Source organism: Candidatus Thiosymbion oneisti, assembly GCF_900092655.1.
Lineage (GTDB): Bacteria > Pseudomonadota > Gammaproteobacteria > Chromatiales > Chromatiaceae > Thiosymbion > Thiosymbion oneisti.
The window spans coordinates 1-1,748 of sequence record NZ_FLUY01001473.1 but is presented as its reverse complement, the minus strand read 5'-3'; the positions used below and the strand labels follow the sequence as shown (position 1 = coordinate 1,748).

2 protein-coding genes are annotated in these 1,748 nt (G+C 57.8%); both read right to left on the bottom strand.

Features of this window, described 5'->3' with window-relative positions; genetic code table 11:
- Positions 1–248: 248 nt before the first annotated feature.
- Entirely contained in the window at positions 249–620 is a 372-nt protein-coding gene (locus BQ17_RS15190; RefSeq protein ID WP_089728472.1) for a diacylglycerol kinase, read from the bottom strand.
- Between the two features lie 225 nt (positions 621–845).
- On the bottom strand, positions 846–1,163 hold the full coding sequence (locus BQ17_RS15185; RefSeq protein WP_218068298.1) for a type II toxin-antitoxin system HicB family antitoxin: 318 nt from the start codon (positions 1,161–1,163) through the stop codon (positions 846–848).
- Between the last annotated feature and the right edge of the window lie 585 nt (positions 1,164–1,748).

Here is a 1,748-nt window from a genome sequence, read left to right as displayed (position 1 = left end):
GCCATTAGGGCATCGTGGCCGCTCATTCGCTCCATAACTCGTTGTTTTAGATTGCAATAATGTGGGGATACCTCAGGCTCAGTCATGGTTTTTTACGTCGGTAGTGTCTTAACTTTGTTGGTACTGTGGTTCGAAAGGGCTTTTGCGACACCCTCGGCGGGAGAGGGGCTTGTTGTGCCGGTCCGGAAGCATTCGTGCTAATTCGTGGTTCTTGTTTCCGGTTTTTGTACAAAGTTAAAACACTACTTTCACATCCACTTAGGAATCAGTAACAGGCCCCAGATCGCGGCGGCAAAGGCGATGCTGAGAAAGACGGCGGCGGAGGCGATATCCTTGGCCCGCCCGGAGAGCTCGTGGCGTTCCAGGCCAACCCGATCCACGTTGGCCTCGATGGCGGAGTTGAGCAGCTCGACGATCGGTACGATCAGCAGGCTGCCGACCAGCATCGCCCGTTCCAGCGGGGTCTCTCCGAGCCAGAGGCCCAGCGGCACCAGCAGGATAAGCGCCCACACCTCTTGGCGAAATGCCTCTTCCAGCTGGTAGCAGCGCTTGAAACCCTGCATGGAAAAACCAAAGGCCCTGATGATGCGGCGCCACCCGGTGACCTTGCCGTTAGCCATGGGGCAAAACCCTTGAGCGTGTGAACCCCAATGGGTCCGGGGTGTTCTGCTTGCCTGTGCTAGGGGATGTTCTCAATTGAGCCAACTCATCACGAAAATCAAGCCCCTAGGTCGGGTCAGGCCAGGGCGACGGAGGTGGTCGGCATACGGCGGATGGCGCAAGCTTATCCGCCTTACACTGGTTCTAACGTGCGGCTGCCTTGAAGGAGATACGGTGCGGTCTCGTTAATGAGATCGGACTTTGGAATCAATCGTCGATTCTCCGCTTTCCGGTTCGTAGCTGAGCGGTGGCTCAGCTATCCCGGCGTGCATTTCGGTAGGCATGCGCACATTGAATTTTCCCGAATAGGGCTTCCGGGGCTCGATTCCGCGCTTCTGACAGGCCTCCAGGAAAACTCGCAGCGAGGCTGCGCCCTCTCGTCGCAGGCCCTCGATATCGGCGGCGTAGAAATCCGACCCACCGTTGAGCCGGACGAATTCCCCCCGATACATTTCAATCTCCGGATCATACTCGATAGTGGCTTTATAGCCGTCGATTTCCATTAGGTTAATCATGGTGTTACGCCATTTTCCTCGAGCCACCGGCGAATGCTGGCCACGGCACCCTTGTCGGTGGTCGGCCTCGGATGCGGACGGTGGAATACCCGCACCTCGTTAAACAAAAAATACCTCAACGCGCGATCCCTTGCGCTCAATCACCTCAGCACCTAGCGTAAGCAACAGGGCCTCGGTGTCACGCCACTGGATGTTCGCGCTTACGGGCCTGGAGTAGATCCTTTTCAGCGTTTCCCGGTGCTTACCTTTCATGGGAATGATACTAAATGCCAGGCGACCAGCGAACATCCGGCGCAATCGGCCATGTGGGTAAATACCCGGTGTCGAGGTTCCGCGGGTGCCTTTAGCCTGTGTAGGATGTGGTGAGCGTGGGAAATCCTTCAGGATGGCACTGCCAGGTGGCGCGAACCGCATCAATGAATGGCCCGTGCCCAACACCCGTGTCGGGCATGCCCAGCGTCCACAGATGCGATTCGCGGCTTGCCCACCCCGTTCCTGGGGAGGGTGTCGCAAAAGCCCCGCTCCCGGTCTCTGGTTCCCACGCAGCGCCTGGGAACGAGAACACTCAGCCTG